Origin of the sequence: uncultured Agitococcus sp. (assembly GCF_937920075.1) — a bacterium.
Taxonomy (GTDB): Bacteria; Pseudomonadota; Gammaproteobacteria; order Pseudomonadales; family Moraxellaceae; genus Agitococcus.
Window position 1 is genome coordinate 1 of the sequence record NZ_CALETI010000065.1, and the last position, 10,881, is coordinate 10,881.

12 protein-coding genes are annotated in these 10,881 nt (G+C 39.4%); 7 read left to right on the forward strand and 5 right to left on the reverse strand.

The features are described from left to right. Nucleotides 1–293: 293 nt before the first annotated feature. Nucleotides 294–1,154, forward strand: coding sequence for an ATP-binding protein (locus Q0212_RS02460; RefSeq protein WP_297921698.1), 861 nt, complete (start codon nt 294–296; stop codon nt 1,152–1,154). A gap of 79 nt (nt 1,155–1,233) precedes the next feature. Here the strand turns inward: Q0212_RS02460 and Q0212_RS02465 are convergent, their stop codons facing one another. Beyond that, nucleotides 1,234–1,533, reverse strand: coding sequence for a hypothetical protein (locus Q0212_RS02465; protein WP_297921701.1), 300 nt, complete (start codon nt 1,531–1,533; stop codon nt 1,234–1,236). 147 nt (nt 1,534–1,680) lie between these two features. On the opposite strand from Q0212_RS02465, the gene ruvC reads away from it, so the two are divergent. After that, the gene (gene ruvC / locus Q0212_RS02470; RefSeq protein ID WP_297921704.1) at nt 1,681–2,178 is read left to right on the forward strand and encodes a crossover junction endodeoxyribonuclease RuvC; all 498 of its coding nucleotides are present in this window, start codon (nt 1,681–1,683) and stop codon (nt 2,176–2,178) included. A gap of 38 nt (nt 2,179–2,216) precedes the next feature. Here ruvC and Q0212_RS02475 read toward each other — a convergent pair whose 3' ends face one another. Further along, on the reverse strand, nt 2,217–2,963 hold the full coding sequence (locus Q0212_RS02475; RefSeq protein ID WP_297921706.1) for a DUF2846 domain-containing protein: 747 nt from the start codon (nt 2,961–2,963) through the stop codon (nt 2,217–2,219). A gap of 104 nt (nt 2,964–3,067) precedes the next feature. On the opposite strand from Q0212_RS02475, the gene Q0212_RS02480 reads away from it, so the two are divergent. Beyond that, nucleotides 3,068–3,901 (forward strand): arginase family protein, encoded by an 834-nt coding sequence (locus Q0212_RS02480; RefSeq protein ID WP_297921708.1) that lies wholly within the window; start codon nt 3,068–3,070, stop codon nt 3,899–3,901. Here the strand turns inward: Q0212_RS02480 and Q0212_RS02485 are convergent. After that, on the reverse strand, nt 3,879–4,475 hold the full coding sequence (locus tag Q0212_RS02485) for a 6-carboxytetrahydropterin synthase (protein ID WP_297921711.1): 597 nt from the start codon (nt 4,473–4,475) through the stop codon (nt 3,879–3,881). The two genes, Q0212_RS02480 and Q0212_RS02485, sit on opposite strands and share 23 nt — an antisense overlap. 255 nt (nt 4,476–4,730) lie before the next feature. On the opposite strand from Q0212_RS02485, the gene Q0212_RS02490 reads away from it, so the two are divergent. From Q0212_RS02490 to ptsP, 3 genes are all read left to right on the forward strand, one after another. After that, the gene (locus Q0212_RS02490) at nt 4,731–5,717 is read left to right on the forward strand and encodes a malate dehydrogenase (protein WP_297921714.1); all 987 of its coding nucleotides are present in this window, start codon (nt 4,731–4,733) and stop codon (nt 5,715–5,717) included. A gap of 346 nt (nt 5,718–6,063) precedes the next feature. After that, a complete protein-coding gene (locus Q0212_RS02495) occupies nt 6,064–6,546 on the forward strand; it encodes an RNA pyrophosphohydrolase (RefSeq protein WP_297921717.1) in 483 nt (160 codons plus the stop codon). 19 nt (nt 6,547–6,565) lie between these two features. Beyond that, nucleotides 6,566–8,872: a phosphoenolpyruvate--protein phosphotransferase gene (gene ptsP, locus Q0212_RS02500; protein WP_297921720.1), complete on the forward strand. Its 2,307-nt coding sequence runs from the start codon at nt 6,566–6,568 to the stop codon at nt 8,870–8,872. Nucleotides 8,873–8,927: 55 nt separating this feature from the next. Here ptsP and Q0212_RS02505 read toward each other — a convergent pair whose 3' ends face one another. Beyond that, nucleotides 8,928–9,305 (reverse strand): SirB2 family protein, encoded by a 378-nt coding sequence (locus Q0212_RS02505; RefSeq protein ID WP_297921724.1) that lies wholly within the window; start codon nt 9,303–9,305, stop codon nt 8,928–8,930. A gap of 3 nt (nt 9,306–9,308) precedes the next feature. Beyond that, complete coding sequence (locus tag Q0212_RS02510) at nt 9,309–9,620, reverse strand: BolA family transcriptional regulator (RefSeq protein ID WP_297921727.1); 312 nt, start codon at nt 9,618–9,620, stop codon at nt 9,309–9,311. Nucleotides 9,621–9,737: 117 nt separating this feature from the next. Between Q0212_RS02510 and Q0212_RS02515 the strand changes: the two genes are divergently transcribed. Next, nucleotides 9,738–10,868: a ferritin-like domain-containing protein gene (locus tag Q0212_RS02515; RefSeq protein ID WP_297921731.1), complete on the forward strand. Its 1,131-nt coding sequence runs from the start codon at nt 9,738–9,740 to the stop codon at nt 10,866–10,868. The last annotated feature ends 13 nt before the right edge of the window (nt 10,869–10,881 follow it).

The window sequence follows — 10,881 nt, forward strand, 5'->3', positions numbered from 1 at the left end:
GTTTTGATTGTGGTTGCGAAAGAAGCTATTTTTTAGAGGATACGAGGCGTGAATCGCGTGATTTGGTTATTCCAAATAAGCGATGAGCAACAAAGTAGCCTCACAAAATAGTTCTTTCCCTTCGGGTTGCGTTAAAAATTGACTCATTCTGCGTGACAAAACTTGCCAATAGAACAACTATTCGCTTCGTTTTGCGCCTTGCCTGAGTCAATTTTTATCAGCAACGCAACTCACACGCAAAATGTCAATAGACCCTATTATAATCAATTATTACCTTTTTGGATGTATCTCCTATGAATTTCTCTGAAGATTTTATAGCTCAACTACAATCATTAGCACAACAAGTTCAAAATCTCTTACCCCCTTCTCCTCCTAACATTGATTGGCAAACGACTAAAGCCTTTCGCTGGCGTTTGATGGGAAAAAAATCTTATTTAGAAGCTGTTAATGATTTAAGTCCTATTCGATTAACAGATTTACAAGGTATTGACAAACAAAAAGCTGAAATTGCTCGTAATACCTCTCAATTTGTTAACAAAAAACCTGCCAATAATGTGTTGTTAACAGGTGCACGTGGCACAGGAAAATCTTCACTTATCAAAGCGTTACTTAATGAATTTTCAGATCAAGACTTAAGAGTGATTGAAGTCGATAGAGATTTATTAGTTGATTTACCAGATATTGTCCAGCTAATCGCTCATCGTCCTGAACGTTTTATTATTTATTGTGACGATTTATCTTTTACCGCGGATGATGCAAGTTATCGCGCATTAAAAACCATTTTAGATGGCAGTATGCACGCAGGCAGTGAAAATGTTCTAATTTATGCAACCAGTAATCGCCGACATTTATTGCCCGAATATATGAGCGAAAACTTACAAACGTCTGTTGGCGATGATGGGGAACTTCATCCAAGCGAAGCGATTGAGGACAAAATTTCTTTATCGGACCGATTTGGAATGTGGCTATCTTTTTATGCCATGAGCCAAGATACCTATCTTGATATCGTAGAACATTGGCTAAAAACTTATCATTTAGAGTTAAACGCAGCAGCACGAACGGCTGCTTTACAGTGGGCTTTAGGTCGTGGTAATCGTTCTGGACGTAGTGCAGCACAATTTGCTAAAGATTGGGCAGGCAAAAATCTAATTTAAAAGTAGCCAATAGGACTTACAAAAATATTGTAAGTCCTTTTTTGTTGCACCACTTTTATTGTCGCTGCAAAGCCCCTAATTAACCAAAATCGCCTGCACGTCTGCCACAATTACGACAAGTATGAGTAAATAACTCTTTATCATCTATCCCCACAAAAGTATGGCCACAAACAGGACAACGTATTGTACGTAAAAAAATACTTAATAATAAGCCAAACACAAAAAAACCTACGAATGCAACACTTAACACATTCCCTGTTTTACCTGATATTTCATAAAGCTGAAAAATTGCTGCAAATACCAAAGTAATTGTTAACGCAGCAAGCAAAAAACTCATTTGACAAGTACGTTGAAACCATCTAATTTGGCGGATACTCATTAAACACTCCTAAATAATCAACAAAATTATAGGGTTAATAGATTAAATCTATATCACCCAACTCATTATGTTAGATTTGAGAGTGTAACAATTCTTATCATTAACACCATTTTTGTATGTCTTACAATAAGACAATATTAACTAATTATGACCATTATTATAGGTATTGATCCAGGCTCTCGTTTGACGGGCTATGGGATTATTGAAAAAAAAGGTAATAAATGTTTTTTTATAGATGCAGGGACTATTCGCACCGAAAGTGAAGAAATGCCAATTCGATTAAAACGCATTTTTGAAGGTATTCAACGTATTGTTGAATTTCATCAACCTACTGAAGCAGCAGTAGAAAAGGTTTTTTTAGCACACAATGTTGATACTGCCTTAAAACTAGGACAAGCCCGTGGAGCTGCTATTGCTGCATTAGTCACTCGCGATATCAGTGTTGAAGAATATACAGCCCGACAAATCAAACAATCTGTGGTGGGGTTTGGTGCGGCACAAAAGGAACAAGTTCAACAAATGGTCACCCGTTTACTTAATATTCCTGTCATTCCACAAGCAGATGCGGCAGACGCTCTGGCCGCAGCAATTTGTCATGCCCATACGTCTCAAACCCTACTAAAACTCGCCAAACTGAAAAAATAAAATAGGGGCTAAGTAGCCCCTATTTTTAAACGGCTCAATTACCAAGTCATAGGATCCCAAAATAAAACTTCTTTAGCAACTTGCAAATCTTTTTCTTTTTGCAGACGTTGTTCTGGAACAGGATGTTCTCCATCGTCATATAAATCAAAAGGCTTCCAACGAGTTTGCTGTGGTGTTGCAAACGCCCAACCTGGTTTATCTAAGCGAGTTTCACGAATTTCTTGCAATGCCATTTTTTCGGGCAATTCAGTTAAGTATTTTTCTTTAAATAAGTTGAGTGAGGCATCTGGTTGTGGACGAAAGTTTTCTTCATCATAACGGAAATAGTAAGAACGACCACCTTCAACTTTTAATTTTGTTTTAAAGATATGCGTTAAATAAACAGGGCCGATTGGTCGACGAATGGCAAAATCATATTGTCCTGCAGGTAACTCCATCCAGTAATAAGCACCATCACGAATACCATGCAAACGACGGCCATTTAAGAAAACACTTGGGGAGATCACTTCTTCTTTATTCCAAGCACTGTGCGGACGGTAAATATAAACAATCGCATTACGCGCATCGGTCACTGGAATAGGTTGAAACAAAGAGCCTTCTGTTGGAAATAAATAAGACCCAATACTAAATGCACGCAAACGATAGGTATCAATCACATAATCGATTTTGCCACGTAATTGTGTTAATTCAGGATTACTGACAGGATGAATGATTTTTTGTGGAGTACCACACGCTGTTAATGCGATAAGCATTACTGTACCAAATCCAATTTTTATACTATTCATATAATCTTTCCCCATATAGACTCTCGCATATCTTAGCGACCTGTAGTCTAAATCTATTTAAGCCGACAGATTGTATACGATTTTTTATTGGACAAAACAAAAAAATGCGCAAATCTTGTTTAATTATTGGAGCTGCATATTCTATTGGTGGCGCACATATAGGCAATCGTCGCGCCCCTTTCTTTTTTCGTTATCATGCCAAACTTCCAATTCAATGGCATAAAATTTATTGGCAAGATTCTACCACACTTCAATCATATCCCAATCTTTTATCCTCAATTAAGCGCACTAATCGACAACTTATACACAAAATTTGTCAGATTCGTTCTCATTTTAAACCGATTATTTTTGGTGGTGACCATAGTTGCGCTATTGCTACTTGGCAAGCTGTTAGCTCAAAACCACTTGGATTACTATGGATTGATGCCCATTTTGATAGCCATATCCCTGAAACATCTTTAAGTCATCGTCTTCATGGAATGCCTTTGGCTATTTTACTTAATCAGGGGGCATCTGGCCTTTATGAACGAAATAATCAGGTATTACACAAGCAACATACCGTGATATTTGGTGTCCATAGTTTTGAGTTAGCAGAAATCAAATTGTTAACTCAACTAGGTATTCGTTATTATTTAATGAGTGAAATTCATTTACGTGGGTTTTATCAATGCTTTGATGAGGCTTGGAGACTTGTTAGCTCCGCTCCACATGGTTTTGGTGTGAGTTTAGATTTAGATAGTATTGATCCATGCCAAATGCCTGCAGTGAGTGTGCGCGCCACACAAGGACTTGCTTTTAATCACCTTCTAACTGCCATCAAAAAACAAAAAAAGCATCAACTAAAAGCGATAGAAATTGCAGAATTTAACCCTTATCATCAATTTCACGGCAATAATGTCAAAAAAATTAGCCAACTTATATTGGCACTTGCAAAGTAATAGTTGGATTAACAAACTTTTCACCGTGTTTTAATTTTTCATACATTTCAGGGTCTGTCCACTCATGGCAAACTTGCGGCGAAAAGATAATGTCTTCTAATTTAATTAAACCCATACGAGGATTATTAATATCTTCTCTAAAGGCTTGGGCATAACCTGTTTGGGTTTCATGAACAATGACTGAATTTAGCACCACATCTGCTTCGCCATTTTGCATCACGGTTTGTTTTAACACCGCATCAACTAAAACAAAAATCAAGCGTGAAAATTGCTCTGCGGATGGTGAAACAGGCATACTGATCCAACGCTGACTAAATTTTTGGCAATATGAAATATATTCAGCATCATCCTTATCCCAAAAAGCGATGGCATGATCAAAACTATCAATTAAATCTTTGATGTGTCCTTTTAATAAACCAAAATCATAAACCATTTGACCATGATCTAAGGCATGTGCTTCTAAAATAACTTCTACTTGATAACTATGACCATGTATTGAGCGACTACAACGCTGACTTGTACAGTTACGTACAATGTGGGCATTTTCAAAACGAAATAATTTGCGAATCAACATAACACTGAACACGTCACAAGCAAAGACAGGCGATTATTCTAACAGATTTGACAAATTTTATTAGTTTTATTCGCATCTTGGCTCAAGCTTAGGTACAATGCGGCGTTTTTTTAATTTATGGTACTTTTAGAGCCTCTCTGCCCTAGAAAAGCCTACAACTAATACCCTCTGCATGAAGTCTTTATTAGCTACTTATGCTCAGGTAAAAGTCTTGTTAGTCACGGTCATCCGTGTTTTTATCATCAGGAGCTTAAAATGAAACAACCCGTTCGCGTTGCCGTTACTGGTGCAGCTGGTCAAATTGGTTATAGCTTATTATTCCGCATCGCTAGCGGTGAAATGTTGGGCAAAGACCAACCAGTCATTTTACAATTATTAGAAGTGCCAGTCGAAAAAGCTCAACAAGCTTTACGCGGTGTGATCATGGAATTAGAAGATTGTGCATTTCCTTTATTGGCAGGCGTAATCCCAACTGATGATCCTTATGTTGCCTTCAAAGATGCTGATATTGCTTTATTAGTTGGCGCACGTCCACGCGGTCCAGGCATGGAGCGTAAAGACTTATTACAAGAAAACGCTAAAATCTTCACTGTACAAGGCAAAGCATTAAACGATGTTGCTAGCCGTGACGTTAAAGTATTAGTTGTTGGCAACCCAGCAAACACTAATGCTTATATTGCGATGAAATCTGCTCCAGATTTAAACCCAGCAAACTTCACAGCGATGTTACGTTTAGACCACAATCGTGCTTTATCTCAAATCGCTGCTAAAACTGGCCGCGCTGTTGCAGATATCGAAAACATGGTTGTTTGGGGTAACCACAGCCCAACAATGTATGCTGACTACCGTTTTGCAACCGTTAATGGTGACGCGGTTAAAGCCTTAATCAATGACGAAGAATGGAACCGTGATACCTTCTTACCTAAAGTAGGTAAGCGTGGCGCTGCTATTATTGAAGCTCGTGGTTTATCTTCTGCTGCTTCTGCTGCTAACGCGGCTATTGACCATATCCGTGATTGGGTATTAGGTACTAACGGCAAATGGGTGACAATGGGTATTCCTTCTGACGGTAGCTATGGCATTCCAGAAGGCATCATTTATGGTGTTCCAGTGACCTGTGAAAACGGTACTTATACTCGTGTTCAAGGTTTAGAAGTTGATGCTTTCTCTCGTGAGCGTATGGACTTTACCTTAAATGAATTATTAGAAGAGCGTGATGGCGTAAAACACTTATTGCCATAATTCTCGACTAATTTCATTCAAAAAAGGTCTATGCAAATAGGCCTTTTTTATTAATACCGTCTGATACTTACGCAATCCACACAGATAATACTTGCCCTAAGTGCCTCGTCTAAGGTATGAATACATCTATGATATTTTACGCGGACAGGTAACAACGTTTGTCTATAATTTCGTCATCTTAGGACTTAGGTAATTTCTTTTATTTTGCCCCAATAAGCCCAATCAAAGTTTTGGCAACATGGCTAAAACACTTATAAATATTGACGATCAAAACGCTTTATCTACCTGTTTCAAATCTGTTTTTAAATGACCTAAGCTTAGGTTCTTATGGTCAGAGGTATTTGTTGTGATTGATGCGGAAGGCTTTCGTCCCAATGTTGGGATTATATTAACCAATACTCAAGGACAAGTATTATGGGCAAGACGACACGGACATGATGCATGGCAATTTCCTCAAGGAGGAATTCAGACTGGTGAAACCCCTGAACAAGCCATGTATCGCGAATTGTGGGAAGAAGTTGGCTTAGAGAAACATCATGTGAAAATTTTAGCACAAACTCGTGGCTGGTTACGTTATCGTTTACCACGTCGTTATGTACGCTATGATGCACCGCCACCCGTTTGTATTGGTCAAAAACAAAAATGGTTTTTACTCAGTTTGCAAAGCTCCAGTGATATTATTAGTTTAAATAAATGCCATCCTCCAGAATTTGATGCGTGGCAATGGGTCAGTTATTGGTATCCGCTAAATCAAGTGGTATCTTTTAAACGTGAGGTGTATCGTAAAGCCTTACAAGAATTGGCACCACGCATATCTGTTACCGAATAAAAATTAAGAGACTCTTTGTATGATTATGTTGGATATTTTAAGAAAGCTGGTACAAGACGTGGATAACTCTCCAACGCTTTTGGCTGCCTTAGATGTAATCGTGCAAAGTGTTCGTGATGCACTGCATACCGAAGTCTGCTCCATTTATTTATTAGATGAACGTAATAGCCGTTATGTATTAATGGCCTCACATGGTTTAAACCCTGATGCTGTTGGTAATGTGTCTTTAGGTTTGTCTGAAGGTTTAGTTGGTTTAGTGGGTCAACGAGAAGAACTCATCAACCTCGAAGATGCCGCGTCTCACCCACGTTACCATTATTTACCCGAAACAGGCGAAGAACGTTATAGCTCGTTTTTAGGCGTGCCGATTATGAATCGGCGTAAAGTTTTGGGGGTATTAGTTGTTCAACAACAAGACAAACGACGTTTTGGCCAAGCCGAAGAAGCCTTTTTAGTGACTTTGTCGGCTCAAATTTCTGGGGTTGTTGCTCATGCTCGTGCTTTAGGCCAACTCGAAAATCTCCATGCCCCCAAAGGCGGTGTAGCAAGCCCACGCATTTTTCATGGTGTTGCTGGTGCTAGTGGCATTGCTATGGGTCGTGCGGTGGTTATTTATCCCCCTGCTGATTTGGAGTCTGTACCTGATAGAGCAACGGAAGATATCGACTACGAATTACAACAATTTCAACAAGCCTTACAAGGAGTACGTCAAGAAATTCAAAATCTTGATAGTAAAATGGCAAATAGCCTAATGGCCGAAGAGCGAGCCTTGTTTGAAGTTTATCTACGCATGTTAGATGACAATGCTCTACCTGAAGAAATTATTAATCGTATTCATGCGGGTAATTGGGCACAAGGTGCTTTACGCGCGGTTATTGACGATCATATGCAAAGCTTTGCTGCGATGGACGACCCTTATTTACGTGAACGTATGGCAGACGTGCGTGATTTGGGACGACGTTTATTAGCCCATTTACAACAGCAAAGCTCGCCTAATCGCGACTTTCCTGAAAGCAGTATTTTAATTGGTGAAGATATTTCTACTGCCACGTTGGTTGATACCCCTTTAGAAAATATTGCGGCAATTGTCACAACAACTGGCGCAGCTAACTCACATATGGCCATTGTAGCAAGAGCACTAGGTATTCCGACTGTGGTTGGGGTGGCTGAATTACCTGTCGCTAATCTTGATGATGCGGAAATGATTGTTGATGCTTATCAATCTCGCGTTTATGTTCATCCATCGCGTGAACTACGCAAGCGTTACAAAGAAATCATCAAAGAAGAACGACAATTAGTGGCAGGTTTAGATGCCTATAAAGACTTACCTGCTATTACGCCTGATGGCCATCGAGTTACTTTGTATGTCAACACAGGTTTAATGGCTGATGTTGCACGAGGACGCGATCGTGGTGCAGAAGGGGTTGGCCTGTATCGCAGTGAAATTCCCTTTATGTTACGTGATCGTTTTCCAAGTGAAGAAGAACAACGCAACATATACCAACAACAATTATCTGCATTTGCCCCCTATCCTGTCACCATGCGCATGTTAGATATTGGTGGAGATAAAGACTTACCCTACTTCCCAATTGATGAAGTCAATCCTGCTTTAGGCTGGCGTGGTATTCGTATTACCTTAGATCATCCCGAAATTTTTATGGTACAAATGCGTGCCATGTTAAAAGCAGCAATTGGCTTAAATAATCTACAAATTCTTTTACCGATGGTGTCGTCAGTATTTGAAATTGAAGAAGCACAACATTTATTGCATCGTGCAGTCGCTGAAGTACAAGAAGAAGAAAAAGTCACCATTACCCCTCCAAAGTTAGGGATTATGGTTGAAGTTCCCTCTGCTCTGATTCAAATCAAAGATTTAGCCCACATTGCTGATTTTGTCTCGGTTGGCTCAAACGATTTAACACAATACTTATTAGCCGTTGATCGTAATAATGCCCGTGTTGCTGATTTATACACGCCATATCACCCTGCTGTGTTACGTGCCTTACAATATGTCGTTAACGAAACTCATGCTGCAGGTAAACCTGTCAGTATCTGTGGCGAAATGGCTGGTGATCCAGGTACAGCAATTTTATTAATGGCAATGGGTTTTGATTCTTTAAGTATGAGTGCCAGCAATTTATTAAAAATTCGTCGGGTATTACGCACTATCAAACTCAGTGATGCCCAAGAACTCCTCAAAGAAGCTTTGGCAATTGATAATGCCGCCGTGATTCGTAGCATGGTTGAGCTAGAATTAAATAAACTTGGTTTATGGGATTTGGTACGCCCCACACAAAAACCTGTTGGCGGTAAAGTTCCTGCTTAGGATAACAGGGCATGTTGTCGCTTAAAGTGCCAACATGCCCTAGCTTCTGATTTATTTAGGCAAAAAATCCCGCAGGCGATTTTGTCAACGCAACACTAATCAAAAACACATACACCGCCACCGCAGCCAGCAAAAATGTTAATTTTTGACCTTGTGTTTTTGCCTTCTTAAAGGCCATCAAACCTAAACCGATATAAACAATTAATAAGGTAATTTTAACGTGTACCCACGCTGGAAATTGCTGCAAAACGACTAGCATGGCAATTGCTGAAACCAACAATAGTGTATCAATCACATGTGGCGTAATTTTGACCCATTTTGCTTGTAACTGTGTTGAACCTTGCAACAGCCACAAACCACGCACCATAAACAATAAGCCACTTAATGCCACAGCCGTCATATGCAGATGCTTAAAAATCACATAACTATCCATTTTTTACACCTCACGTTTATGTTGGCAAGCTGGACTATCAGGGGCTTTACCCAACGCCGCCCACTCCTCTGGCGTATACGTATGCAAAGCTAAGGCATGTAAACCTTTTTGCATTTCATCGGTCACTAAAGCATAAATCGCTTGATGACGTTGTACGGCACGTTTGCCAATAAAATCAGGCGACACAATCACACACTTAAAATGCGTTTCGGCATTTGCACCACCACGATGATTGTGTGATTCGTTAATAACTTCTAAATGTTCCAGAGCAAAAGCCGCTTGTAAACGACTGGCTAATAATGCTTGGCGTGACATTTGCTTGACCTCGTAAAAATTTTGCCAATTCTAACACAAAAAATTATTTGCCCTTTAACCAAAATTGGTCTATATAAAATAGCACTATAGTACCAAATAAAAACAGGAAAAATAATTATGACCATTAACCACCTTAGCAAAACTCCCACAGGCATTCGTTATTTTCCTGATAAAGATGACATTGCACATCAACTCAATGAGCAACATATCCATGATATTGTTGAGATTTTTAATACTCCCCTACAAGGCACTTATAATTGGGATTATGCCTCAGTCGATGGCCGTATTCGTAAGCTGTATCGTTTAGGTAAAGAACTCAATTGGAATCAAGAAATGGATTTAGATTGGTCACAAAATTACTCCAAAGAGAATTATCCTTCCGATCCAAGCTTTAATCCTTTTGCAGGTTATGCACCTTTTGAAAATCTCAGTGAAGCCGAAAAATTACGTTTTGCTTGGCATTATCAATCATGGACGTTATCGCAATTTTTGCATGGTGAACAAGGCGCGTTGCTCGTTGCTTCCCAATTAGTGTCTTGCGCACCAACTTTTGATGCCAAACTCTATGCTTCCTCACAAACCTTTGATGAAGCACGTCATGTCGAAACCTTTAACCGTTATCTGCAAGAAAAAATCGGTTTTATGTACCAAATTACCCCAGCCTTAAAATTGCTAGTTGATAAAATCTTGGCGGATTCGCGTTGGGATTTAAAATTTATTGGCATGCAAATTGTGATTGAAGGCTTAGCATTAGCAGCATTTAATACCATGCGCATGACCTGTTTAGACCCGCTATTAAAAGACTTAATTTATTTAGTCACTCGTGATGAGGCGCGTCATGTCACTTTTGGCGTCAACTACTTAGAATATATTGTCAAACATCTGTCTGCTGAAGAAGTTGAAGAACGCGCTCAATTTGCTTATGAAGCATGTGTGGTTATGCGTGAGCGTTTGATTGCCACTGAAGTTTTTGCCGAATTTGGCTGGGATGTTGAAGCTGCACGCCGTCATATGCTCGACTCGACCGTGATGCAATATTTTAATAAATTCTTGTTTACGCGCATTATTCCCAATCTATCGAGAATCGGCTTATTAACAGAGAGCGTCAGACCAAAATTTGAAGCTTTAGGTATTTTGGAATACGAAAACTTAGTTAGTGATGGCGATATTGACTGGGCTACCCTCAGCCAACCTTTATACGATGATCCGTCCTATAAAACTTATCAAAACCTACCTATTGTACAATAATTAGGCTTTGTGT